22 protein-coding genes and 1 pseudogene are annotated in these 22,745 nt (G+C 69.6%); 8 read left to right on the top strand and 15 right to left on the bottom strand.

The window, feature by feature from the left end; all coding sequences use genetic code 11:
• Positions 1–44 precede the first annotated feature (44 nt).
• Positions 45–2,168, bottom strand: coding sequence for an acyltransferase family protein (locus FVQ89_RS13410; protein ID WP_187265043.1), 2,124 nt, complete (start codon positions 2,166–2,168; stop codon positions 45–47).
• Positions 2,169–2,315: 147 nt separating this feature from the next.
• Here FVQ89_RS13410 and FVQ89_RS13405 point away from each other — a divergent pair, with 147 nt between their 5' ends.
• The gene (locus FVQ89_RS13405) at positions 2,316–3,764 is read left to right on the top strand and encodes an NAD(P)/FAD-dependent oxidoreductase (RefSeq protein ID WP_147902498.1); all 1,449 of its coding nucleotides are present in this window, start codon (positions 2,316–2,318) and stop codon (positions 3,762–3,764) included.
• Between the two features lie 12 nt (positions 3,765–3,776).
• On the opposite strand, the gene FVQ89_RS13400 is transcribed toward FVQ89_RS13405, so the two are convergent.
• The 4 genes from FVQ89_RS13400 to FVQ89_RS13385 are packed head-to-tail and all read right to left on the bottom strand — an operon-like array spanning position 3,777 to position 7,169.
• On the bottom strand, positions 3,777–5,057 hold the full coding sequence (locus tag FVQ89_RS13400; protein WP_147902497.1) for a hypothetical protein: 1,281 nt from the start codon (positions 5,055–5,057) through the stop codon (positions 3,777–3,779).
• Positions 5,054–5,653 (bottom strand): hypothetical protein, encoded by a 600-nt coding sequence (locus tag FVQ89_RS13395; protein WP_147902496.1) that lies wholly within the window; start codon positions 5,651–5,653, stop codon positions 5,054–5,056. Before FVQ89_RS13395 ends, FVQ89_RS13400 begins: the two co-directional genes overlap by 4 nt.
• 44 nt (positions 5,654–5,697) lie before the next feature.
• Positions 5,698–6,561 carry a glucose-1-phosphate thymidylyltransferase RfbA gene (gene rfbA, locus FVQ89_RS13390; protein ID WP_147902495.1) on the bottom strand — a complete coding sequence of 288 codons (864 nt, stop codon included), beginning with the start codon at positions 6,559–6,561 and terminating at the stop codon, positions 5,698–5,700.
• A complete protein-coding gene (locus FVQ89_RS13385) occupies positions 6,558–7,169 on the bottom strand; it encodes a dTDP-4-dehydrorhamnose 3,5-epimerase family protein (RefSeq protein ID WP_147902494.1) in 612 nt (203 codons plus the stop codon). Before FVQ89_RS13385 ends, rfbA begins: the two co-directional genes overlap by 4 nt.
• Before the next feature lie 35 nt (positions 7,170–7,204).
• Here FVQ89_RS13385 and rfbB point away from each other — a divergent pair, with 35 nt between their 5' ends.
• Genes rfbB through FVQ89_RS13370 form a run of 3 tightly spaced genes read left to right on the top strand, consistent with a single transcriptional unit; the run spans position 7,205 to position 10,175 of the window.
• Positions 7,205–8,203 carry a dTDP-glucose 4,6-dehydratase gene (gene rfbB / locus FVQ89_RS13380; RefSeq protein WP_147902493.1) on the top strand — a complete coding sequence of 333 codons (999 nt, stop codon included), beginning with the start codon at positions 7,205–7,207 and terminating at the stop codon, positions 8,201–8,203.
• Positions 8,200–9,045 carry a dTDP-4-dehydrorhamnose reductase gene (rfbD, locus tag FVQ89_RS13375; RefSeq protein WP_147902492.1) on the top strand — a complete coding sequence of 282 codons (846 nt, stop codon included), beginning with the start codon at positions 8,200–8,202 and terminating at the stop codon, positions 9,043–9,045. The genes rfbB and rfbD overlap by 4 nt, the downstream gene beginning before the upstream one ends.
• Positions 9,042–10,175, top strand: coding sequence for a glycosyltransferase family 1 protein (locus FVQ89_RS13370; RefSeq protein WP_147902491.1), 1,134 nt, complete (start codon positions 9,042–9,044; stop codon positions 10,173–10,175). Before rfbD ends, FVQ89_RS13370 begins: the two co-directional genes overlap by 4 nt.
• A gap of 24 nt (positions 10,176–10,199) precedes the next feature.
• Here the strand turns inward: FVQ89_RS13370 and FVQ89_RS13365 are convergent, their stop codons facing one another.
• The 3 genes from FVQ89_RS13365 to FVQ89_RS13355 are packed head-to-tail and all read right to left on the bottom strand — an operon-like array spanning position 10,200 to position 13,166.
• Positions 10,200–11,492 carry an LCP family protein gene (locus FVQ89_RS13365; RefSeq protein WP_147902490.1) on the bottom strand — a complete coding sequence of 431 codons (1,293 nt, stop codon included), beginning with the start codon at positions 11,490–11,492 and terminating at the stop codon, positions 10,200–10,202.
• Positions 11,493–11,533: 41 nt separating this feature from the next.
• Positions 11,534–12,004 (bottom strand): 5-(carboxyamino)imidazole ribonucleotide mutase, encoded by a 471-nt coding sequence (gene purE, locus FVQ89_RS13360; RefSeq protein ID WP_147902665.1) that lies wholly within the window; start codon positions 12,002–12,004, stop codon positions 11,534–11,536.
• A 46-nt stretch (positions 12,005–12,050) separates the two neighbouring features.
• Entirely contained in the window at positions 12,051–13,166 is a 1,116-nt protein-coding gene (locus FVQ89_RS13355; RefSeq protein WP_370454482.1) for a 5-(carboxyamino)imidazole ribonucleotide synthase, read from the bottom strand.
• Between the two features lie 86 nt (positions 13,167–13,252).
• Here FVQ89_RS13355 and FVQ89_RS13350 point away from each other — a divergent pair, with 86 nt between their 5' ends.
• Positions 13,253–13,789 carry a GtrA family protein gene (locus tag FVQ89_RS13350; protein WP_147902489.1) on the top strand — a complete coding sequence of 179 codons (537 nt, stop codon included), beginning with the start codon at positions 13,253–13,255 and terminating at the stop codon, positions 13,787–13,789.
• Here the strand turns inward: FVQ89_RS13350 and FVQ89_RS13345 are convergent.
• From FVQ89_RS13345 to FVQ89_RS13335, 3 genes are read right to left on the bottom strand one after another with little or no spacing between them, the layout of a single operon-like run.
• The gene (locus tag FVQ89_RS13345; RefSeq protein ID WP_147902488.1) at positions 13,786–15,081 is read right to left on the bottom strand and encodes a UDP-glucose/GDP-mannose dehydrogenase family protein; all 1,296 of its coding nucleotides are present in this window, start codon (positions 15,079–15,081) and stop codon (positions 13,786–13,788) included. The genes FVQ89_RS13350 and FVQ89_RS13345 overlap by 4 nt on opposite strands.
• A 51-nt stretch (positions 15,082–15,132) precedes the next feature.
• Positions 15,133–15,702 (bottom strand): PH domain-containing protein, encoded by a 570-nt coding sequence (locus FVQ89_RS13340; RefSeq protein ID WP_147902487.1) that lies wholly within the window; start codon positions 15,700–15,702, stop codon positions 15,133–15,135.
• Positions 15,703–15,711: 9 nt separating this feature from the next.
• On the bottom strand, positions 15,712–16,503 hold the full coding sequence (locus tag FVQ89_RS13335; protein WP_147902486.1) for a biotin--[acetyl-CoA-carboxylase] ligase: 792 nt from the start codon (positions 16,501–16,503) through the stop codon (positions 15,712–15,714).
• Between the two features lie 24 nt (positions 16,504–16,527).
• Between FVQ89_RS13335 and FVQ89_RS13330 the strand changes: the two genes are divergently transcribed.
• From FVQ89_RS13330 to FVQ89_RS13320, 3 genes are read left to right on the top strand one after another with little or no spacing between them, the layout of a single operon-like run.
• Positions 16,528–17,352, top strand: coding sequence for a polyprenol monophosphomannose synthase (locus tag FVQ89_RS13330; RefSeq protein WP_187265042.1), 825 nt, complete (start codon positions 16,528–16,530; stop codon positions 17,350–17,352).
• A 1-nt stretch (position 17,353) separates the two neighbouring features.
• Complete coding sequence (locus tag FVQ89_RS13325; RefSeq protein WP_187265055.1) at positions 17,354–18,961, top strand: acyl-CoA carboxylase subunit beta; 1,608 nt, start codon at positions 17,354–17,356, stop codon at positions 18,959–18,961.
• Positions 18,958–19,176, top strand: coding sequence for an acyl-CoA carboxylase epsilon subunit (locus FVQ89_RS13320; RefSeq protein WP_147902483.1), 219 nt, complete (start codon positions 18,958–18,960; stop codon positions 19,174–19,176). The genes FVQ89_RS13325 and FVQ89_RS13320 overlap by 4 nt, the downstream gene beginning before the upstream one ends.
• A gap of 377 nt (positions 19,177–19,553) precedes the next feature.
• On the opposite strand, the gene FVQ89_RS13315 is transcribed toward FVQ89_RS13320, so the two are convergent.
• The 4 genes and pseudogenes from FVQ89_RS13315 to FVQ89_RS14660 form a co-directional block, all read right to left on the bottom strand.
• A complete protein-coding gene (locus FVQ89_RS13315) occupies positions 19,554–20,597 on the bottom strand; it encodes a hypothetical protein (protein ID WP_147902482.1) in 1,044 nt (347 codons plus the stop codon).
• Complete coding sequence (locus tag FVQ89_RS13310; RefSeq protein WP_147902481.1) at positions 20,594–21,832, bottom strand: sensor histidine kinase; 1,239 nt, start codon at positions 21,830–21,832, stop codon at positions 20,594–20,596. Before FVQ89_RS13310 ends, FVQ89_RS13315 begins: the two co-directional genes overlap by 4 nt.
• Positions 21,825–22,520: a response regulator transcription factor gene (locus tag FVQ89_RS13305; RefSeq protein ID WP_147902480.1), complete on the bottom strand. Its 696-nt coding sequence runs from the start codon at positions 22,518–22,520 to the stop codon at positions 21,825–21,827. Before FVQ89_RS13305 ends, FVQ89_RS13310 begins: the two co-directional genes overlap by 8 nt.
• 88 nt (positions 22,521–22,608) lie before the next feature.
• A pseudogene (locus tag FVQ89_RS14660) lies at positions 22,609–22,745 on the bottom strand (class I SAM-dependent RNA methyltransferase); the annotation flags it as partial.

Here is a 22,745-nt window from a genome sequence, read left to right as displayed (position 1 = left end):
CTTTACCGATCCTGGGAGCGAGAGGCGTCGACCAAGGGTCGATTCTACTGCCCCGCGGCGGCCTGCCCGGTCGGGACTCCCGCACGTCTCATGGCACGGTCGAGCTCCGGCAGCATCAACGGCGCCAGCGAGCGAGCGAAAGCGGGGGTGAGATGGTGCCAGTCCTCGTAGACGAGCAGACCTCCCACGGCCGCATAGCAGCGCTCGGCATCGCACACTCCGTCGCTCAGATCGAGGAGCGTCACGTCGCGGGAGTGCGAGAGCGCCACCGAGAGTGTGAGCGGCTCGAGCTGCATCGCGTCCTGGCGCGGGCGGGAGCACGCCATCGCCGGATCGGGCTCCTCCACGCAGGTCTCGACATCCGTCCGGGTCGTCGGCAGATCGCCGACCACGACCACCTGCTTGCCCGCATCGACCCAGACCTTCCAGGTGTCACTCATCGCCTGGGCGGCGTCTTCGAGGTGTTCGGACGATCCGGCTCCATACCGACGGCCGAAGCTCGAGACGACCACGACGTCGATGCTCGGGTCATCCGCGATCTTCTGCACCACATCCGCTCGCCATGCGCGGCACTCCGGCTGGTTCTCTTTGTACGACACCGCCTTCGGTGCGACCCAGTCGGAGATCACGGCGGGACACGATCGACGGGTGTAGGAGCGCACCTGCCAGTCTCGCTCGGTCGTCGTGAACTCGACCCCCGGCTCGAGCGCCTGCGCATGCGAGTCTCCGACGAGTGCCACGACTCCCGACGGGTCGGAGGGACCGGTCACGCATTCCTCGGACTCGAATGGGCCCACCGTGCAGCGCGACGCGATCCGAGCACCGTCGTCGGCAGTCACCCCGTTCAGGTCGTCGGCGGCGAGGCTCGCGTCGCTGATGCCGATCGCCGGATCGATCGACAGGCGGTACTTGCATCCCTCGGACTCGATCGCGGAGGCCCCGAGACACGCGTCACCGGTCTCCGCCCGCTCGGTGATGTCCTCCTGAACCGCCTGCGCACGCTGGTCGAGCAGGGTCAACGGAACCACCGACCCGGCTACCAGGGCCGCCGTCGCTGCGAGAGCCGCCACGTAGCTGACGCGTCGGGGACGCCATGCCGGCGCCCCGATCACGGGGACCTCGACGAAGCGCCTCGTCGCCCACGAGAGCACCACCATCAGCACGATGATGACGAACTTGTCGACGAAGGTCAGGGGGCGAAGCAACAGCAACGGCCCGAACACGATGAGCGGCCAGTGCCACAGATAGACCGCGTAGGAGATGTCGCCGACGAACTGGACCGGCCGCAGCGACATCACGCGCACCGGGGACCATCGCACCTCGGGAACGCCGGCGGCGATGACCGCGGCCGTTCCGAGCACGGGGATCAGGGCGATCCACCCCGGGAAGATCGTGTCGGCGTCGAAGACGAACACGGGTACGGCGATGAGCACGAGGCCGATGATCTGGACTGCCGCGCGCAGCCCGTGCATGCTGTCCCAGCGCACCGTGCGCAGCGTGGTCATGGCGAACGCGAGCAGGCCACCGAGCGCGAACTCCCATGCGTGCGCGGGAGTGGCGAAGTAGACGAACTCCTGATTCACGGGAGTCGCGACGATGGAATACGTCAGACAGCCGACGAAGATCGCCCCGAACACCCCGAGGAGCACCCAGCGACGAGCACGGGGCCTCTTTCGTGTGAGGGCGACCGCGAGCAGGATCAGCAACGGCCAGACGAGGTAGAACTGCTCCTCGACCGACAGCGACCAATAGTGCTGGATCGGCGAGGCCGCGTTGTCGGTCGCGAAGTAGTCGACCGCGTTCACGGCGATGAACCAGTTGGCGACGTAGAGCGCGCTCGCTACCACCCCGCCGAGGAAGTACGGCCAGTCGCTCTCCGGGGCGAGGAGCAGCACACCCGCGACGACGAACGCGAGCACGAGGAATGCGGCCGGCAGCAGTCGACGGATGCGGCGGGCGTAGAAGCGCGAGAGCGAGATGGTGCCCGACGAGTCCGCTTCGCGCAGCAGGTGGCTCGTGATGAGGAAACCCGAGATCACGAAGAACACGTCGACTCCGACGTAGCCGCCCGTCACACGGTTCGGCCACAGGTGGAAGAGAACGACGGCAGTGACCGCGATAGCGCGGAGCGCCTGAATCTCCGGTCGGAACGTCGTCTGCTGAACCACGAAAAAGCAGAGTACGCAAACTTCCTGGGCAGATGCAGATGACCGCATCGAACTGAATGCGTGTCGCCGTCCGACGCGCCGAGCGGACCCTCCGCACCGCCGACGGATAGGGTCGAGCTGCACCGTTCGCCCCGAGGAGGCCGCCGCATGCCGCAGTTCGACGCGATCGTCGTGGGCTCCGGGCCGAACGGCCTCGCGGCCGCGGTCACCCTCGCTCGGGCGGGGCTGTCCGTGCGCGTGTACGAACGCAATCCGACGATCGGTGGCGGCGCGCGCACGGCCGAGGTCACGCTCCCCGGCTTCCACCACGACATCTGCTCCGCGGTGCATCCCGCGGCCCTCGCCTCGCCGTTCTTCCGGGCCTGGGGCCTGCGCGAGAAGGTCGACTTCGTCATTCCCGAGATCTCGTATGCCCAAGCGATGCACGACGGTCGCGCGGGGGTCGCGTACCACGACCTCGAGCGGACGGTCGAGGGCCTCGGACGCGACGGCGCGGCTTGGCGCTCGCTCATGAAGCCCCTCGTCGACCACATCGACGGGGTCACCGATTTCACCGGATCCCAACTTCTGCGGATCCCCCGCGACCCGGTGACGGCGCTCCGATTCGGCCTGCGCGTGCTGGAACAGGGCACACCCGCCTGGGGGCTGCGCTTCCGCGAGGACGTCGCACCGGCGCTCCTCGCGGGCGTCAACGCCCACTCGATCGGTCGCATGCCGCGGCTCTCAACGGCTGGCGCCGGTCTCATGCTCGCGGCCCATGGGCATGCGCGGGGATGGCCGATTCCGCGTGGGGGCAGCCAGGCGATCATCGATGCGCTGGCGTCCGACCTCGTCGCGCACGGGGGCGAGATCGTGGTGGATCACGAGGTGGACTCGCTCGATTCGCTGCCGACCGCGCGCGCCGTGCTGCTCGATGTGACGCCCCGCGCTCTCGACCGGATCGCGGGCGACCGGCTTCCGGACCGCTACCGTCGCGCGCTGGGCCGCTTCCGCTACGGAGACGCCGTGGCGAAGGTCGACTTCGCCCTATCGGCCCCCGTACCGTGGACGAACCCCGCGCTCGCCGAAGCCGGCTCGATCCATGCCGGGGGAACGCGCGCCGAGATCCAGGCGGCGGAGGGCGCCGTCGCGGATGGGCGGCATCCCGAGAACCCGTACCTCCTCATCTCGCAGCCGTCTCGCGTGGACCCGACGCGTGCGCCCGACGGGCGGCACGTGCTGTGGGCGTACACCCACGTGCCGGCGGGCTCCACCGAGGATCCCGCCGAGGCGGTCATCAACCGCATCGAGCGCTTCGCACCCGGCTTCCGCGAGGTGATCCTCGACCACCGCGCGGTCAGCGCATCCGAACTCGAGGCGTACAACCCGAACTACGTGGGGGGCGACATCTCTGCGGGAGCGGTCACGATCCCCCAGCTGATCCGGCGGCCCGTGCTTTCGACCGACCCCTGGCGCACCCCCGCCCGCGGGATCTACCTCAGCTCGTCGTCGACCCCACCCGGAACCGCCGTGCACGGCATGTGCGGGTGGTACGCCGCACGAAGCGCGCTCCGGCACGAGTTCGGCATCACGCAGATGCCGGAGCTCGGCGACTGACGCCGCGGGCGGTCAGGACAGCACGCGGTCGCCGTGCGGCAGTGCCGGTTCCGGGTCCGTGACTGGGCCGACGAACCATTCGGCGGCGGCACCGCGTTGCGCGGGCAGCGGTCGAGAGCCGTCCACGAGGCGAGCTCGCAGCCAGCCGAATAGCGCCCAGCCGGGCATCCGGAAGTAGGTCTCGGTGACGGCGGCTTGACCCCGCGCCACGCCGTCGTCGGAGACGAAGGCAACCCCATCCGCCGCCGACGCGTCGCCGAGGGCGAGCGTCGATGCCGGCGCGCTACCGAACGAAGCGAACCGCATCCGGCCGTCGAGATCACGCGCGTAGGCACGCCGGACCACCGCCCGAGCGACCGGGTTCTCGGCGTCGTACACCAGCACGCCGTCGGAGTCGTGACCGCGACGCAGTCGGCGCAGGGGCCATGCAAGGTCGAAGAACAGCAGCACGAGCACCATGTTCTCGGGGAACGCGACGTTCATCATGAGGAAGATCGACGCGTGGAAGACCACGAGGCCGATCGCCACGAGCACCTTGATCCAACCCGGCTTGAGGAACAGCAGCGCGACCGAGACGAACTCGAGGACCGTCCCCCCGAGGAACAGCAGGTCGAGCGGCACCGACCAGAACGGCGCAAGGAACCACGTACCGATGTCGAACCCGAAGGGGTTGGGGCGCAGGTTCCTGTTCTCGACCCACTGCTGCAGGGTGCCGTTCATGAACACACCGGGACCGCCGATGAAGGTCCGCGCGGTTCCGATGAAGAGGTACTGCACGATGACGATGAACGACATCGCGACGAGGGAGGCGCCGTAGACGCCCGGGCGACGAGCGGGTCGCGGGCGACGGTGGGCGGCGAAGGCGTCCCAGGCCGGGGTGAGCAGCATGATCGCATGCACGTAGACGAGCGTCAGCTCGCGGTGATCCCAGTGGCCGCCGAAGCCCTTCTTCAGCTGCAGGTACACGAGCCCGACGACGAGCGCGGCGATGCCTGCGACCCGCGCACCGCGGAATCCGATCATCGCCCATGCGAGCACGGTGAGGAACACCAGCTTCATGCCGAGCAGCCCCGTGGGCGTCAGCATGGCCACCCACAGACTGTCGGGCAGGAGCCGGAAAACGCCGTAGGTGTGGAAGAGCTCGACCGGCAGGCGGCTCAGCTGATGGAGCGGATCGACGAGCACGAACACGGTCCAGATGCCGAACACGAGGATGCGCGCGAGAGCGAGCGACTGCGCCGTCGCGCCGCGGTGCAGGCGGACCGTGGTCACCCAGCTGCGGAAGGAGGTCATCGGGTCAGCTCCTCGATGTTCCAGGAGTCGAGCTCCTCGACGTTCTCGTCACCCGGTGTGCCGGTGACCCGCGCGAACGACAGGCTCGACACCTCGACGCCGTCGGCCTCCAAGGATGCGAGGAGTCCCTCGGCGTAGAGCTCGAGCTCACGCTCGGCGTCGGCGCGCTGCTCCGGAGTGCCCTCGTCTTCCATCCACCCGAGAAGCACCCGCATCCTGGTCGAGAGCGGTGGCAGTCCGATCGTGGAGAACTCGTCGGCGATGTTGACCTCGCGTGTACTTCCGTCGGTGAGCTCCGCCTGCCAGGAATAGCTCTCGGACACCGACTCCTTCAGTTGCGCCTGGTACATCGCGAACCGGGTGAAGGGGATGAACGAGACGGCCTGCGGGTAGTCGTATTGCCAGCGATCGATCGCCTGGATCGCGCCCCACGCCCCGAGGAAGATCAGCAGCGTCGCGACGGCGCCCGCACCCAACGGCGCGAGCCGTCGTCGGAAGTCGGTCGCAGCGAGCAGATACCCGATGACGAGAAGCAGGAATCCGATCTCGAGAATGGCCCGGACGATGAGTTCCGGGGTGACCTCCGTGCTCTCCACTCGCGTGAGAGTAGCACGCGGTCAGGCTCGCCCAACGAGGCGACTCAGGCGCGCCGCAGACCCCTCAGGTAGTCGCCGTATCCGCTCTTCGCGAGCGCGTCCGCGTGGCGTTCGAGCTCTGCGTCGTCGATCCAGCCCTGGCGCCAGGCGACCTCTTCGATGCAGCCGATCTTCACACCCGTGCGCTGCTCCATGACACGCACGAACTCCGTGGCCGCGACCATCGAGTCGATCGTCCCGGTGTCGAGCCACACGGTGCCACGATCGAGGGCCCGCACCTGCAGGCGCCCCTCGGCGAGGTAGGCGGCGTTCACCTCGCTGATCTCGAGCTCGCCGCGCGCGCTCGGGCGGATGTCGCGGGCGATCTCGACCACATCCGCGCCATAGAAGTAGAGGCCGGGGATCGCGTAGTCGCTCTTCGGATGCGACGGCTTCTCCTCGATGCTGATCGCACGCCCGTCGGCGTCGAACTCGACGACGCCGTAGGCACGTGAGTCCGCGACCGGATAGGCGAACACGAGCCCGCCGTCGACCGCGGCGCTGCCGCTGAGCGCCTGATCGAATCCTGCTCCGTGGAAGATGTTGTCGCCGAGCGCGAGGGCCGCCCCCTCCCCCGCGAGGAAGTCGGCACCGATGAGGAATGCCTGCGCAAGCCCCTCCGGACGAGGCTGCACGGCGTAGGAGAGCTCGATGCCGAGCTGCGACCCGTCGCCGAGCAGGCGTTCGAAGTTCGGGCTGTCTTCCGGAGTCGAGATCACCAGGATCTCGCGGATGCCCGCTGCCATGAGCGTCGACAGCGGGTAGTAGACCATCGGCTTGTCGTAGACCGGCATGAGCTGCTTCGAGATGCCGCGCGTGATCGGGTGCAGTCGGGTGCCGGATCCTCCGGCGAGGATGATGCCCTTCACGCCGCCGCCCCCGTCGCCGCCTCGGCGTACCTCGCGAGGCACGCCTCCCAGTCGGGGAGAAGCCCGCGCTCGCGCGCCTCGGCGAGCATCGGCGCCTCGGCGTCGCGGGTCGAGAGCACGGCGGATGCGGGATCCGGGATCGCGAGGGCCAACTCGGGGTCGAAGGGGCTCACGGTGTGCTCGCTCTCGGGCTTGTAGACATCGGTCGCGAGATAGCAGACGGTCGCCTCGTCGCTCGTCACCGCGAAGAGATGCCCGACGCCTTCCGGCACGAACAGGGCGCGATGCTCACGCGAGTCGAGCTCCACCGCGACCGAGCGGCCGAACTCCGGCGACCCCACGCGCAGGTCGACGAGGATGTCGACGATCGACCCCGCGACGACGGTCACATACTTCGCCTGGCCGCGGGGCACATCCGCGAAATGCACGCCGCGCACCGTCCCGCGCGACGACACCGAGAGGTTCGCCTGCAGCAGCTCGAACGAGCGGCCGGTCGCCTCGGCGAGCCGGTCGGCCCGGAACCATTCGAGGAACTCGCCCCGGGCATCGCGATGCACGACGGGTTCGATGAGGACCGCGTGCGGGACGTCGAGGGCTGTCGCGCGCATGGGTGTCATCCTAGGGGCGACGCTAGGATCGCAGGGTGCGCGTCCTCGTCACCGGCGGAGCCGGGTTCATCGGCTCCAACTTCGTGCACCACCTCGTCGACAACACGGATCACCGAATCACGGTGCTCGACAAGCTCACCTACGCCGGCAATCTCGCCTCGCTGGACGGGCTGCCCGATGACCGAGTCGCGTTCGTCCGCGGCGACATCGCCGACGCCGCTCTCGTCGACGAGCTCTTCGGATCGCACGACGCCGTCGTGCACTTCGCGGCTGAGAGCCACAACGACAACTCCCTCGCCGACCCGCGCCCGTTCCTCGACACGAACATCGTGGGCACCTACACCTTGCTCGAAGCGGCCCGGCGCCACGAGATCCGCTTCCACCACATCTCGACCGACGAGGTCTACGGCGACCTCGAGCTCGACGACCCGGAGCGTTTCACCGAGTCGACGCCCTACAACCCGTCGAGCCCCTACTCCTCGACGAAGGCGGGTAGCGACCTGCTCGTGCGGGCCTGGGTCCGCTCCTTCGGCGTCCGCGCGACCATCTCGAACTGCTCGAACAACTACGGGCCGTACCAGCACGTGGAGAAGTTCATCCCCCGACAGATCACGAACGTGCTGCGCGGCGAGCGCCCCAAGCTCTACGGCCGGGGCGAGAACGTGCGCGACTGGATCCACGCCGACGATCACTCGGCCGCCGTCCTCGCGATCCTCGACGGGGGTCGAGTGGGCGAGACCTACCTGATCGGCGCGGACGGCGAGAAGAGCAATCGCGAGGTCGTCGAGTTGATCCTCACCGAGCTCGGGCAGCCGAGCGATGCGTACGATCACGTCACCGACCGCGCGGGGCACGACCTCCGCTACGCAATCGACTCCTCGAAGCTCCGCGCCGAGCTCGGCTGGCGTCCGCGGTACTCGGACTTCACCGAGGGTCTCGCCGCGACGATCGACTGGTACCGCGACAACGAGCCGTGGTGGGCCCCGCAGAAAGAAGCGACCGAGGCCAAGTACCGGCGGGCCGGGCACGCATGACGGGGGTCTACCTCGTGACGGGTGCGGACGGCATGCTCGGCCGCGAGCTTCGGCGCGCCTTCGAGGGCCGCGAGGTGCGCGCGCTCGGTCGCCACGAGCTCGACATCACCGACGCGGACGCCGTCCGTGAAGCCATGCGTGGCATCGGCACAGTCGTGAACGCCGCAGCGTTCACCGCGGTGGACGACGCGGAGGAGTACGAGGACGACGCCTACGCCGTCAACGCCACGGGGGCCGAGAACCTCGCGCGTGCCGCTGCCGAGGTCGGTGCTCGATTCGTCCAGGTCTCCACCGACTATGTGTTCGCGGGCGACGCGAGCTCGCCATACGCCGAGGACGCGCCGCTCGCCCCGCTCGGCGCCTACGGCCGCACGAAGGCCGCGGGCGAACGACTCGTCACCGCCGTGCACCCGGGCGCCCACATCGTCCGCACCGCATGGCTGTACGGCCCGGGTGGCGCCAACTTCGTGCGCACGATGCTGCGTCTCGCCGGCGAACGCGACACCGTCGACGTCGTCGACGACCAGCGCGGGCAGCCGACGTCGGCGATCGACCTCGCGCGGCAGATCGCGCTGCTGCTCGACCGCGACCTCCCCGCCGGGGTCTACCACGGCACGAACGCGGGCGAGGCGAGCTGGTTCGACCTGGCACGGGCCGTGTTCGCGGAGGCCGGCCACGACCCCGAGCGCGTGCACCCCACCGACTCCGGCGCGTTCGCGCGGCCCGCACCCCGCCCGTCGTACTCGGTGCTCGGGCACTCCGCCTGGGACCGCGCGGGCGTGCCTGCGCTGCGGCCGTGGCGCGAGGCCCTCCACGAGGCGATGCCGGAGTTCGTCGCATGACCGAGCTGCGCGTCATCCTCGACCAGCTGGTTGCCCCGATACCCGGAGGCATCGGGCGGTACGCCGAAGAGCTCGGGCGACGCATGATCGAGACCGCCCCGCCGGGCGTCGATGTCGTCGGCTTCGTGCCCGCCTCCCCCGAGGAGCGCTACGCCGAATTGCTCGAGCGTCTACCCGGGCTCGCGCGGCTCGAGAAGTCGGCGCTCGATCACCGGACACTCGCGCTCGCCTGGCAGCGCGGCTTCATCGGCGGCACGGCGCGCGGCATGGTGCACGCCATGAGCATCATGGCGCCGCTCACCGCCCATGACCGCGTGCACTCGCCGGGCCGGCAGACCGTGGTGACGATCCACGACGCGATCCCGTGGACGCATCCGGAAACCCTCACCTCCCACGGCGCCGCGTGGCACCGTGCGATGGGCCGTCGTGCGGAGCGCTTCGCCGACGCCGTGGTCGTGCCCACGCACGCGGTGGCGGACGAGCTCGGAGAGGTTCTCGACCTCGGCGAGCGGATCCGCGTGATCGGTGGGGCGGTGGGCTCGAGACTCCACCTTCCCCAGGATGCGGAAGAGCGCGCGGACGCGCTCGACCTCCCCCGCCGCTTCGTGCTGAGCGTCGGCACCCTCGAGCCACGGAAGGGCATCCCCGCTCTCATCCAGGCGATGCGCCACCTGCCGAGCGACGTCGAACTCGCGATCGTCGGCCCCGCGGGCTGGGGCGACGTCGACGTCGCCGGCGTCGCCGAGGAAGCCGGAGTGGCGGGCCGCGTCCACGCGCTCGGCCGACTGAGCGACGAGGATCTCGCCGTGGCTCTCGCGGCCGCCGAGGTCGTCGCCGTCCCGAGCCTCGCCGAGGGGTTCGGACTCCCCATCCTCGAGGCGTTCAGCCTCGAGACACCGGTCGTCCACTCCGACGCCCCCGCTCTCGTGGAGGTCGCCGGCGGCGCCGGGATCACGGTGGAGCGCGACGAGCCCGAGGGATACCCGGAGCGGCTCGCCGAGGGCCTGCGTCGCGTTCTCGACAATCCGGATCTCGCCCGCAGGCTCGGCATCGAGGGCCGCGATCGCACACGTGGCTTCAGCTGGCGCGACTCGGCCGAGAAGGTGTGGCAGCTGCACGCCGACCTCTGAGGCTCGGCGAACCGACAGGACCGGCTATCCCTCGTCCTTCGGGGCGATCAGGTCCTGCACCGTCTGGCGGATGAGCTCGTAGTCGGGATCCTCCGGATCGATCTCCGGAGGCACGAAGTCGTGCGAGACCACCTCGTGGTCCTGCGACTTCTCGCCGAGTTGCACGAAGTACGACAGCATCTGCTTCGGGATATCAGTGCGTACCACCTGCGCGCCGGCGCGCGCGATATCGGTGAAGTGGGTGAGCACGTTCGCGGGGCTCGCCTGGGCGAGGATCGCCTCCTGCACCTGCCGCTGCCGCTCCATGCGGGCGTAGTCGGTGGTCGCGTAGCGGGACCTCGCGTAGGCGAGCGCTCGACGCCCGTCCATGTGCTGTTCGCCGGCCTCGATGTAGCCCACCGGCTCGGCGTGCGTGCCGTCGAGGTTCTCGTTGGCACCGATCGGCACCCGATCCTCGACAGTGATGTCGATCCCCCCCAGCGCATCGATGAGGTCCGCGAAGCCCTGCATGTCGATGAGCACGTAGTACTGCAGGGTGATGCCGAGAACACCTTCGACGGCATCGCGCATCGCCTCGATGCCGGGGTTCGAGTTCTGATCCTCCGCATCCGGATAGAGCTCGGGGTGGAAGACGGTGGCGTAGCTGTAGAGGTAGTCGATGAGGCAGTTGCTGCCGCAGTCGTACCCGTCCGGGAATCGCGTGTAGAGCGGCGAGCCGTCGGAGAACGGCACCTGCTCGAGGTTGCGCGGCACTCCGAGAAGCACCACCTCTCCGGTCTCGGCGTCGACGCTCGCAACCGAGATGGAGTCGGGCCGGAGGCCGTCGCGGTCGGGACCGGCGTCGCCGCCGAGCAGCAGGATGTTGTAGCGGCCGTCGATGGGCGGCTCGGACGCGCGCTCGGCGAAGACGCTGTCGAGCAGGCCGATGCCTGCGGTGACCGACACCGCCCCATAGGCCGCCGTCCCCGAGACGAGAGCAAGCGCGACCACCGAGAGCCCGGCGACGAATCCGCGAGCGGACGGCGCCACCCGGACGAGCCGGATGAGCCGGAGGGTGTCGAGGGTGAGACTCAGCCAGAGCACGGCATAGAACAGCAACGCGACGACGAGCACCGACAGCACGATCGTGTTGGTGAAGATCGAGATGAGCGTGCCCCGGGCGACGATCGCCATCACGATGCCGACGACGACCAGCACCCAGAGCACGAGGGTCGCACCGAGCCCGAACCGCCCGGCGCGTCGACTCCCGGCGAGTACCTGCGCGGATCCCGGAACGAGGATGTTCAACCCCACGAGCCACCAGGCGCGCTTGGTCATGAAAGCCCGATCGCCGCGGTCGGGATGGCGGAGGACCGACGTCATCGAAGTTTCTGCTGCAACGCGGCGTTCTTCTCGGCCACGAGCTGTTCGAGGCTCTCGGCGTAGGCGGCGAGACGCTGCGTGAGGTCCGGGTCGCCGGCGCCGATGATGCGGGCGGCGAGCAACCCGGCATTGCGTGCCCCGCCGATCGAGACCGTGGCGACGGGGATCCCGGCCGGCATCTGCACGATGGAGAGCAGGGAGTCGAGACCGTCGAGGCGCGCGAGCGGTACGGGAACGCCGATCACGGGAAGCGTCGTGACCGAGGCGAGCATTCCGGGCAGATGCGCCGCGCCGCCGGCTCCCGCGATGATGACGCGGAGACCACGACCCGCGGCGGCGGTGCCGTAGTCGATCATCCCGCGCGGGGTTCGGTGTGCGGAGACGACCTCGACCTCGTGCGGAATGCCGAACTCCTCGAGCGCGGCTCGAGCATCCTGCATGACCGGCCAGTCGGAGTCGGATCCCATGACGATGCCGACGAGGGGGTGCTGGGTCACCCCGTCATGCTACGGGTCAGTTCTGGAAGAAAGCCGCCGCGGCACGCGCGCGCGCCACGACGTCGTCGAGCTCGTCGCCGGTCACGGTGACGTGCCCCACCTTGCGGCCGGGCCGGGACTCCTTGCCGTAGGAGTGCAGCTTCGCCTCGGGGCGATCGGCCATCGCAGCACGGTATCGATCGGGCATCCGCTCCCCCGCCGGTCCGCCGAGCACATTGACCATGACGCTCACGGGCGCGAGCATCGACGTGTCGCCCAGCGGCAGGTCGAGCACAGCACGGAGGTGCTGCTCGAACTGGCTGGTGATCGCGCCATCGATGCTCCAGTGACCCGTGTTGTGCGGGCGCATCGCGAGCTCGTTGACGAGCAGTCGGCCGTCTTCGGTCTCGAACAGCTCGACAGCGAGCACGCCGGTCACATCGAGCTCGGTCGCAATGCGCTCGGCGAGCGCCCGCGCCTCCGCGACGAGAGAGCCCGCGCGCGGCGCGGGAGCGAACACCTCGGCGCACACGCCGTCGCGCTGCACCGTCTCGACGAGGGGCCAGGCGGCGATGTCGCCGGAGGGTCGGCGTGCGACGAGCTGCGCGAGCTCTCGGCGGAACGGGACGAACTCCTCGACGAGAAGCCCCTCCTCCCCCGCGGTCTCGAGCCAGTCGTCGGCGGCGTGCTCGTCGCGCACGACACGCACGCCCTTGCCGTCGTATCCGCCGCGCGGCGTCTTGACCACGGCGACGCCGCCGTGGTCGTCGAGGAACGCGGCGAGCTCACGCGAGTCGCGGATGCGCGCGAACCCGGGTACGGGCGCGCCGATGGCAGCGAGTCGTTCGCGCATGACGAGCTTGTCCTGGGCGACCGCGAGGGCGTGGGGCCCCGGATGCACGGCGACTCCCGCGGAGACGAGCGCCTCGAGGACGTGCGGCGGGACGTGCTCGTGGTCGAAGGTGACGACGTCGACGTCGGCGGCGAAGGCGAGCACGGTCGCCTCGTCGCGATAGTCGCCCACAGCGGTCGCGGCGAGGCCTGCCGAGCTGCCGTCCACCTCCGCGAGCACGCGCAGTTCGATGCCGAGCGCCACCGCGGGAGGAATCATCATCCGCGCGAGCTGCCCGCCGCCGATCACACCGACCCTCACAGGGAACCTCACATCGTCGTCTCGTCGTCGGCGGCTAGACTGCCGCCTCTACGACCCTAGATGCCTGACGGGGCGAGGCAGGACGCATGCGGAAGCTCATCACCCAGTTCACGCGTTTCGGTGTCGTCGGGCTCGTCGGACTGGTGATCGACTTCGGTGTCTTCAACCTGCTGCGCTTGACGGTGCTGAGCCCCGAGCAGCTGCACGAGGGTCCCGTCATCGCGAAGGCGATCTCGACAGCGCTCGCGATCATCGCCAACTGGATCGGCAACCGCTACTGGACCTTCCGCGAGCATCGCGGGCGCCAGCTGTGGCGTGAGTTCGCCGAGTTCCTGGTGGTGAGCCTCGGCGGGATGGCGATCGGTCTCGCGTCGCTCTGGGTCTCGCACTACCTGTTGGGGTTCACGAGCATCCTCGCCGACAACATCGCGACCAACGTCGTCGGGCTGGCGCTGGGCACCCTCTTCCGGTTCAGCTTCTACCGGCTGTGGGTGTTCGCGCCGCACCGGGGCGACACCTCGCCGCCGATGTTCCCCGCCGACGGCACGGCCTCGGAGTCCGCGCGGGCAGGTGAACCGGGGTCCGACACGGGAGCGATCCGCGTCTCCGCGGGGTCGCGTTAGCCCCGTCCGAGCGCCCGGTACTCCCAGCCCGCGGCCCGATAGGCGGCACCGTCGAGGACGTTGCGTCCGTCGATGACGCGCGTGCCCGACACGAGCCCCGCCACGGTCTCCGGGTCGAGGTCGCGGTACTCGCGCCACTCGGTCAGGAGGATCACGAGGTCAGCGCCGGCGAGCGCGTCGTCGGTGTCGGGCCGGAAGTCGAGCTCAGGACGCACGCGGCGGGCGGTCTCGATCGCGTGGGGATCGGTCGCGGTCACGAGCGCCCCCGCCTCGCGGAGGCGGCTGGCGATGTCGAGCGCGGGAGAATCGCGCACGTCATCCGAGTCGGGCTTGAACGCGAGGCCGAGCACGGCGATCCGGCGCCCCTCGACCCCACCGAGCATCTCGGAGGCCAGGTCGACGACCCGGTCACGGCGGCGGAGGTTGATGCGGTCGACCTCGCCGAGGAACGCGACTGAGTCGCCGTAACCGAGCTCGGTGGCGCGCGCCTGGAAAGCGCGGATGTCCTTCGGGAGGCAGCCGCCGCCGAAGCCGACCCCGGCGTTGAGGAAGCGGCGGCCGATGCGGGCGTCGTGCCCGATCGCGTCGGCGAGCTGAGTCACGTCCGCCCCGACCCCCTCGGCGATCTCGGCCATCGAGTTGATGAACGAGATCTTGGTGGCGAGGAACGCGTTGGCGGCGACCTTCACGAGTTCGGCCGTCGCGAGGTCGGTGACGATCCGCGGCATCCCGTGCGAGAGCACGTCGGCGTAGAGCTCGTCGAGCTTCGCCGCGGCGGCATCGTCGCCCGCGGCGACGCCATAGACCAGCCGGTCCGGGGTCAGGGTGTCCTGCACGGCGAAGCCCTCGCGCAGGAACTCGGGGTTCCACGCGAGCCGCCCGCCCGCCGCGTCGATCCGCGGCGCGAGCTCGGCCGCCGTGCCGACGGGGACCGTCGACTTGCCGACGATGAGCGCCCCCTCCGCGAGGTGCGGGAGGACGGCATCCACCGCGGCGTTCACGTAGCGCAGGTCGGCGGAGCCGTCGGCGCTCTGCGGCGTGCCGACGGCGATGAAGTGCACCTCGGCGTCGGCCGCGTCAGCGGCGTCGGTGCTGAACGTCAGCCGACCGCTGTCGAGGCCCGCCTGCAGGATCTCGTCGAATCCGGGCTCGAAGAACGGCGGCCTCCCCTCGGAGAGCGAGGCGATCTTGGCGGCATCCACATCGACGCCGACGACGTCGTGGCCGATGCTCGCCATGGAGGCAGCGTGAACGGCGCCCAGGTATCCGCAACCGAAAACGGAGATCTTCACCCCACGACTTTATGCGTTCGCCGCCCTTCGCGACGTCCGCCTGTCGTCCGCTCAGCGACCGCCGATCACGGTCGTCTCGTCCGGGGGACGGGACTGCTCCTGTTGGCGGCGCGCCGCGACCGGATTGATCGAGTGCTCCATGAGGTCGTTGAGGGTCGCCTGCACGAGCGTCGCCCCGGGGACATCGCGGAGAACGACCGGCCGGTCGAGGCCCGTGTTGATCATCACGTCGCCCGAGCCGAAGATCGCCTGCAGCCCGTTCTTGCGCACCGTGATGTCGTATCCGCGGCTGTGGAGGAGCTCCTGCCGGGTGCGAACGAACAACCCGCCCCGGAGCACGATCCGACGCGTGGTGATCGTGTAGTTGCGTCCGAGCCAGGCGACGAGCGGGAAGAGCACCAGCAGGATCGCGATGAGCGCCGCCGCGATCAGCACGCCCCAGTTCTGCCACGGCTCCGCGAAGGACCCGGCGAAGAAGCCCGCCGCACCGGCATCCGCGATGAGCACGACACAGGGCCAGAACAGCACGCGGCCGTGCGACCGGAGCCGCGCGACGACGCTTTCCGGCTGCACCGTCGACGCGCCACCCGTGAGCGCGTCGGTGAAGGCCGGGTCGGACATGCCTACTTTCTAACGCACGTGGGTCACATCTCCGGCCGCGACAGACCGCGCGTTCCCCTCCGCGTCGGCGACCACGAGGCGACCATCCGGGTCCAGGTCGACCGCGGTCGCCCGTAGCTCCTCGCCCCCCGGCAGCTCGATGCGCACCTGCCGCCCGAGAGTCAGGCAGGCGGCACGCGCCTGCGCCCGAAGCCCGGATGCGTCCGCATCGGCGCCGACCTCGAGATAGCGCGCGATCCGCGCCCGCACGCCCTCGAGGTAGGTCGCGATCACGAGATCCTCGAGAGCGTCGTCGACCGATGCGCCCTCGATGGCGAGGGAGGTCGCCGTGGGCACCGGGAGCTCGTCTGTCGTCATGCGGGTGTTGAGGCCTGCACCGATCACGACACCCTTCCCCGACGGCAGCATCTCGCCCAGGACGCCGCAGATCTTGCGCCCGCCGACGAGCACGTCGTTGGGCCACTTGAATCCGACCTCCGCGTCCGGCAAGACGCTGCGGACCGCCTCGGTCATCGCCACACCCGCGAGCACCGGAATCCATCCGAGACGGTCGGGAGTCGTGGTCGTGCCATCGGCGAGTGTCGGCCGCAGCAGCACCGAGACGGCGACGCTCGCGCCGGGGGGCGCGTTCCACGAACGGCCCAGGCGACCGCGTCCGGCGCTCTGGTAGCGGGTCAGCAGGACGGTGAGATCTCCCAATCCCTCCCGATCGGCACGCGCCACGAGCTCACCGTTGGTGGAGCTCGACGACGGCAGCTCGTAGAGGGCGGGGGTCACCTCGCGGCTCCGGTCGAAGGTCATGGCGGTCAGCCTAGGATGAGCTTCATGTCGTCCGCGCGAGCCCGACCGCCCGGGCGCGTCCTCGTGGTGACCCCGACCTACAACGAGGTCGAGAGCCTCGAGACGACGATCGAAGCCCTCCGCCGCAGTGCACCGGAGGCCGACATCCTCGTCGTCGACGACGCGAGCCCGGACGGCACGGGCGAGCTCGCCGACCGCCTCGCAGCCTCCGACGAGGCGGTGCAGGTGCTGCATCGCGGGGCCAAAGACGGCCTCGGGCGCGCCTACCTCGCAGGCTTCGCGTGGGCGCTCGATCACGGATACGACGTGGTCGTCGAGTTCGATGCCGACGGCTCCCACCCGGCCGAGGTGCTGCCGCGCATGCTCGCCGTGCTCGAGGAGCCCGGCGTCGGTCTCGTGATCGGCTCCCGTTGGGTCGAGGGCGGCCGCCTCGTCGACTGGCCCGCCTATCGGCGCCGACTCAGCAAGACGGCGAACGTGTACGCGCGCATCGTGCTCGGGATCCCCGTGCGCGACGTGACCGCCGGCTACCGGGCCTACCGCGCCCCGGTGCTCGACCGCATCGCGCACCAGGTGGTCGATTCCCGCGGCTACTGCTTCCAGATCGACCTCACGCTCCGCACGATCGAATCGGGGTGGGCGGTGCGCGAGGTGCCCATCACCTTCCGGGAGCGCCGCGCCGGCACGTCGAAGATGTCGGGAGGCGTCGTCGCCGAGGCGATCTGGCGCACCACCGTCTGGGGGGTCCGGAGGCGGCTGGGCGGCCGGCGGAACGGAGCAGCCGACCAAGCGCGGGGCCCAGGACTTGTCGACGATCCACAACGCCGCGGGCCGGAGGGTCACGGATAGGCTGAACGGCGTGACTGACGCCACTCCCGACCCCGTGCTCTCGACGACTGCCGGCAAGCTCGCCGATCTGAAGGCGCGCTACCACGAGGCCGTCACCGCGAGCGGCGAGGCCGCCATCGCCAAGCAGCACGCGAAGGGCAAGAAGACCGCGCGCGAGCGCATCGAGCAGCTGCTCGACCAGGGCTCCTTCGTCGAGCTCGACGAGTTCGTGCGGCACCGCACCCACGCCTTCGGCATGGAGAAGAACCGCCCCTATGGCGACGCGGTCGTGACGGGCACGGGAACCATCCATGGTCGGCAGGTCGCCGTGTACGCGCAGGACTTCACGATCTTCGGCGGGTCGCTCGGCGAAGTGGCGGGCGAGAAGATCATCAAGGTCATGGAGCTCGCGCTCAAGACCGGGGTGCCGATCATCGGCATGCTCGACTCGGGCGGTGCGCGCATCCAGGAAGGTGTCGTCGCGCTCGGCAAGTACGGCGAGATCTTCCGCCTCAACACCGCCGCATCCGGCGTGATCCCGCAGATCTCGATCGTGATGGGACCGGCCGCGGGTGGCGCCGTCTACTCCCCGGCCCTCACCGACTTCGTGATCATGGTCGACAAGTCCTCGCACATGTTCGTGACCGGTCCGGATGTCATCAAGACGGTCACCGGCGAGGACGTCGGATTCGAGGAGCTGGGCGGCGCCCTCACGCACAACAAGACGAGCGGTGTGGCGCACTACCTCGCCTCTGATGAGGACGACGCGCTCGACTACGCGCGTGCGCTCGTCTCGTTCCTCCCCGACAACAACCAGGCGGAGCTGCCGGTCTACGAATCCGAGACCGAGCTCGAGGTCAACGACTCCGACCGCCGACTCGACACGATCATCCCGGACTCCCCGAACCAGCCGTACGACGTGCTCGACGTCATCGAGCGCATCGTCGACGCGGGCGACTTCCTCGAGGTGCAACCGCTCTTCGCACCCAATATCGTGATCGGTTTCGCCCGCATCGAGGGCCGGTCGGTCGGCATCATCGCTAACCAGCCGAGCCAGATGGCGGGGACTCTCAACATCGAGGCCGGCGAGAAGGCCGCGCGGTTCGTGCGATTCTGCGACGCGTTCTCGGTCCCGATCATCACGCTCGTCGATGTGCCCGGGTACCTCCCCGGCACCGACCAGGAGTGGACGGGCGTCATCCGCCGCGGCGCGAAGCTGCTCTACGCCTACGCGGAAGCGACCGTGCCTCTCGTGACGGTCATCACGCGCAAGGCCTACGGCGGCGCGTACATCGTCATGGGATCGAAGCAGCTGGGCGCCGACCTCAACTACGCATGGCCGACCGCCGAGATCGCCGTGATGGGCGGGCAAGGGGCGGTCAACATCCTCTACCGCAACGAGTTGAAGGCCGCCGAGGCCGCCGGCGAGGACGTCGCCGCCGTGCGCACTCGCCTCGCCAACGAGTACACCTACAACGTCGCGTCGCCGTTCCTGGCGGCGGAGCGCGGCGAGCTGGATGGAATCATCGAGCCGAGCGCGACGCGTCTCGTGATCGTAAAGGCCCTCCGGGCGCTGCGCACCAAGCGCGCGTCGATGCCGCCCAAGAAGCATGGGAACATCCCGCTGTGAGCGAGGAACGACAGCCCGACCAGACGCTGCGAGTACTGGGCGGCGATCCGACCCCGGAGGAGCTCGCCGCCGCGAGCGCCGTGCTGCAGGCCGCTCTCGACGAGTTCGCGGGCATGCAGCGAATGGCGGGGCGTCGACGCTCGGCGTGGGAACGCAACCGTCGAGGGTTGCGTCAGCCCCTGGAACGGGGCAGCTGGACCACCTGGGCCTCCTGATCACGACGAATTCCGTCGCGGGAGCGCTCACAAACAGCGGATTCCGTAGGAGGTAAGCTGCGTGTACCCCTACCAAGGGCCAAACTTCCCCGGTAATCCCTGGTCGTCACCCGAAATTGTACCCCGAATGTCCCCCTAAATGACGACTGATAGGCGGGGCGCAGATCACCATACTTGTTTCAGCAGGTGTATCTCTTCATCGAGTTACACAGCATCACCGGTCGTCTAGGGTAAGCAGGCCGATGATGTGGGGGCGAGTCAGGGCGATATTCGGGTTGTCGCCCTGACTCGAATAGTTGAGGGGCCGGGCGCCAAGCGTCCGGCCCCTCACTCATATCCGGAGACCTGCATCCAGATCGTGCGCCGGACCGGCGCCATCAGTCCGCCGCCGGCGCCTGCCGCGGGATCTCCAGCCAGAGCTCCACCTCGTCGTCCGGCTCCCCACCGAGCAACGTCACCGACTCATCGTCGACCGTGCGCAGCCCGACCACCGTGACGGCGACATCCGACCCCTCCGGGACGGTCCGGGCGATCACGCGGTCGGCAGTGGTGTCGCGCAAGGCGAGCGCCAGGCGCCCGAGCACCCGCTCGCGGTCCTCCTCGGACAGCTCATCGATGCCCCCCTCATCGAGGAGCGTCACGACGGTGCCGCGACGACGCGCGAGCATCACCTGCTCGCGCACGGCGTCGTCGAGGAGACGCCGCCCGCGGATCTCGTCGCGGATCGCGGCCTCCAGGTGGAGGCACTCGGCGCGTTGGGAGGCCGTGAGCTCACCCCCCGAGGAGCGGATGGTGCGCAGCATCGGCAGCGCCGTGATGCTCGTCTGCCCCAAGCGGTATTGCCGCTCATTGAGGTGCGCCTCCTGCGCCGCCTGCCACTCCGTGGCCTCACGTTCCGCCAGCGCGAACCGCTCGGAGTCGCGCGCAGCCTTGGCCAGGGTGTTGGTGAGGATATGCGCCACACCCACCCACGACGCGGAGCCGATCACGCCGATCGTCGCAAGCGCCTGCGGTCCGGCCCAGAACAGCGTCTGCACGCCGAGGAAGATGACCCCCGCCCACGCGAATCCGGGTCGCAGACGCACGGCCGTGATGGTCATCAGGGTGCCGACCGCGGCGACGTACCACGTGGCGTAGCCGTTCCCACCCTCACGCATGGGGTCGAGTACCGCCGTGACGAGCGGCGGCAGGGCGATCGTGACGCCGAGTGAGAACGCCGCCATCCAGACCGGCATGCGGGTCTCGCGCCCGGGCAGCAGCACCGTGAGAGTCACGACCGCGTAGATGATCATTCCCGCGACGACCGCGCCCGGATCAGACGCGTACGGGAACTGGAGCGAGTACCCCGCGAGGAGCAGGTGGTACCCCGAGAACAGGGCGGCGAGCGCGACGATGAGCGCCCGAGGCACACCGATCTTCATGGTCGCGAGCCGCCCGTCGGAGGCATGGGCCACTGCAGCAGCACGACGGTGCCTTCTCCCACGGCGGTGTCGACGACCGCAGCGCCGCCGACGCTCGCCACACGCTCGAGGATCGACACCCGCACGCCGAGACGCTCGTTCGGCACGAGGGCGGCATCGAATCCGGCTCCGCGATCGCCCACCTCCACGACGACGCCACCGCGTTCGGTACGAACGCGCGCCCACCGCTCCACGTTCTGGCCGGCGTGCTGCAGGCTGTTGACCATCGCCTGCACCGCAGCGGAGTACATCGCCTCGGCGACCGCGACAGGCACATGCCCGCCCACCGCATCCTCGACGTCCATCTCGATCGGCTCCGAGAGCGCGCCCGCCGCATCGACGATCCGGCTCGCGAGCACCTCGATCGAGATGTCGGCCTCGCTCGGAGGCGCCACCGAGACGGCGTCCCGAAGGTATCCGATCGCATTGCCGGCCATGCGTGCCGCGAGCTCCTTCGCCTCCGGCGTCTCGGCCCGGGCCGCCGACAGGAAGGTCGTCAGGACGCTGTCGTGCACGATCGCGTCGACCTGCACACGCTCCGACTCGATCGCGTGCTGCCGGACCGCGTGACCGTAGCGGTCGAGCGCGGTCGCCTGGGCACGGTCCACCGACGAGGCGGCGGTCCGCAGGATCGCCGTGATGATCGTGATCGCCCCGCCGAGGATGACCGCGTAGACCGAGTCGAGCGCCGTCTGGACCGACGTCACGCCACCACCGGCGGGCATGACGCGGATGACCGAGTAGATCGCCGGGGCGAGGAGCAGGTACGCCGTGGCGACACGCAGCGGGAAGCCGACCGTCGCCATCGCCGTCGCGATCGTCAGCAGGTAGTAGAGCCAGTAGCTGTCCTGGGTGGCGCGATCCGGATCGATGACGGCGAACGGCCAGCTCACCAACGCCACGAGATAGATGACCGCGAACATGATGTGGGCCGCGCGCACCTGCTTGCGCACCGCCGAGGCGAGGGCGGTCAGAGCGAGCGACACGACGAGCGCGGTGACGATGACGCTCGACCAGACCGGCTGCAGGTTCGGCAACTGTTCGATCATCGCCGGGATCGACTGCAGGAAGAACGCGATCCCGAAACCCGCGGCCGTGCGGGCGATGGCCGTGTCGACGCGGACGAGGCTCAGCGGATTGCGGACGCTACGCCCGCGAGGCGGCGGCGCGATGAACGCCGCGGGAAGATCAGCCATCGCCGTCGGGGTCGAGGCCCGGCAGGATGCCGTCCTCCACCGCACGACGCAGAAGGTCCACCTTCGTGGGCGCGGGGCGCCCCACCTCGACGTACTTGGCCCGGATGCGATCGAGGTACTCGCGTGCGGTCGAGTACCCGATGCCCAGCTGCTCCGCGGCGAGCTTCAACGGAAGACCCGAGGCGTAGAGGTGCAGGATCTCCCGCTCACGACGACCCAGCTCGGCCTTCGCGAAGTCGCGGTCCGCATCGATCGCGGTCGCCCACTCGAGGTTGTTGAGCACCTCGCCGCGCGCGACGGTCGCGGCAGCGGTGACCACGGTGCGCATCGACGCGGACTTCGGGATGACCCCGGCCGCTCCCGCCGCGAGCGCCTCGCGGACGAGGTCGACGCGGTCGGCGATCGAATGCACGAGGACGGGGGCGCCGATCGCCTGGACGCTCTTCACGTTCCGGGTGACGCTGGATCCGTCGCCGAGCGAGAGGTCGAGCACCACGACGTCGACCTCGCGACCGGCGAGCCCGGCGATGAGTTCGTCGACGTTCGGCGCAGCGAGCATGAAGTCGTGACCCGCCTCCACGAACGCCGCCTGGAGGCCCACCCGCACCGATTCGTGATCGTCGACGACGGCGACGCGCGCGGACTGCGTCTCGCTCGGCGCGTCCGACGACTCAGCGACGGTGCTCATGTTCTCCCCCGATCAGCGGCGGGTTCTCCGCCGGAGCCCATGGTACCGGTCCCACACCGCGACAGGCCTGTCGGACCCGGGGCTGTGCTCAGCGGCGCACGAAGGAGGCGACCGCCTCGACGTGATGCGTGCTCGGGAAGAGATCGAAGGCCCGCAGCCCCGTGAGCTCGTATCCCAGCCCGTCGAGGAGCCCCGCGTCACGTGCCAGCGCGACCGGATCGCACG

Origin of the sequence: Homoserinibacter sp. GY 40078, assembly GCF_008017545.1 — a bacterium.
GTDB lineage: Bacteria > Actinomycetota > Actinomycetes > Actinomycetales > Microbacteriaceae > Homoserinibacter.
Note: the sequence above shows the minus strand (reverse complement) of the source record. Positions and strands in the feature narration are given on the sequence as shown.

Coding starts and splice junctions, on each gene's coding strand:
- FVQ89_RS13405 (WP_147902498.1), top strand. CDS start 2,316: ATGCCGCAGTTCGACGCGATCGTCGTGGGCTCCGGGCCGAACGGCCTC.
- FVQ89_RS13400 (WP_147902497.1), bottom strand. CDS start 5,057: ATGACCTCCTTCCGCAGCTGGGTGACCACGGTCCGCCTGCACCGCGGC.
- FVQ89_RS13385 (WP_147902494.1), bottom strand. CDS start 7,169: ATGCGCGCGACAGCCCTCGACGTCCCGCACGCGGTCCTCATCGAACCC.
- rfbD (WP_147902492.1), top strand. CDS start 8,200: ATGACGGGGGTCTACCTCGTGACGGGTGCGGACGGCATGCTCGGCCGC.
- FVQ89_RS13370 (WP_147902491.1), top strand. CDS start 9,042: ATGACCGAGCTGCGCGTCATCCTCGACCAGCTGGTTGCCCCGATACCC.
- FVQ89_RS13365 (WP_147902490.1), bottom strand. CDS start 11,492: ATGACCAAGCGCGCCTGGTGGCTCGTGGGGTTGAACATCCTCGTTCCG.
- purE (WP_147902665.1), bottom strand. CDS start 12,004: ATGGGATCCGACTCCGACTGGCCGGTCATGCAGGATGCTCGAGCCGCG.
- FVQ89_RS13350 (WP_147902489.1), top strand. CDS start 13,253: ATGCGGAAGCTCATCACCCAGTTCACGCGTTTCGGTGTCGTCGGGCTC.
- FVQ89_RS13340 (WP_147902487.1), bottom strand. CDS start 15,702: ATGTCCGACCCGGCCTTCACCGACGCGCTCACGGGTGGCGCGTCGACG.
- FVQ89_RS13335 (WP_147902486.1), bottom strand. CDS start 16,503: ATGACCTTCGACCGGAGCCGCGAGGTGACCCCCGCCCTCTACGAGCTG.
- FVQ89_RS13330 (WP_187265042.1), top strand. CDS start 16,528: ATGTCGTCCGCGCGAGCCCGACCGCCCGGGCGCGTCCTCGTGGTGACC.
- FVQ89_RS13315 (WP_147902482.1), bottom strand. CDS start 20,597: ATGAAGATCGGTGTGCCTCGGGCGCTCATCGTCGCGCTCGCCGCCCTG.
- FVQ89_RS13310 (WP_147902481.1), bottom strand. CDS start 21,832: ATGGCTGATCTTCCCGCGGCGTTCATCGCGCCGCCGCCTCGCGGGCGT.
- FVQ89_RS13305 (WP_147902480.1), bottom strand. CDS start 22,520: ATGAGCACCGTCGCTGAGTCGTCGGACGCGCCGAGCGAGACGCAGTCC.